This is a genomic window from Bacillus sp. AFS053548 (genome assembly GCF_002575105.1).
GTDB lineage: Bacteria > Bacillota > Bacilli > Bacillales > Bacillaceae_G > Gottfriedia.
In genome coordinates this window covers 1-409 of sequence record NZ_NUHI01000064.1, presented here as the reverse complement: position 1 = coordinate 409, position 409 = coordinate 1, and the positions used below count along the sequence as shown (strand labels likewise).

The 409-nt window shown below is 33.7% G+C and carries 1 protein-coding gene; it reads right to left on the bottom strand.

Annotation, left to right across the window (positions count from 1 at the left end):
- Window positions 1-409 (bottom strand): transposase (locus CN946_RS20875; RefSeq protein WP_286134011.1); only part of this gene is annotated, 409 nt, incomplete at both ends.

Below are 409 nucleotides of genomic sequence, written 5' to 3'. Positions count from 1 at the left end.
TGCTTATTCTTCATCATTCCCTTGATGTTTATAGCTTCCATTACGATGCGATAAGGTTTGGTTTTCACGATTTCGCTCGTAGATTGATGAAGATGATTTAGTCTGATATTCGTCAACCTTCTATAGAGGTGTTGTATTTTCTTTTCGATTTTTAGTATGNNTCCATCTGAACATACGGCTAAATCTTTTATCCCCACATCAATACCAAGTAAGACATTTGTCAATTCTACGATTGGTTTTGATTTTTCAACTCCAACAGAAAGATACCAGTATTTTCCATCATTGCTAATTCTGGGATTATAGTATTTTTTATCTGATATAACTTCAGAGATTAGAACCCAACCGACCTTTTCAATCAACACTTTCTTTCCTTTTACTTTCAACTTCGCATTATCGTTATAAAAGGATG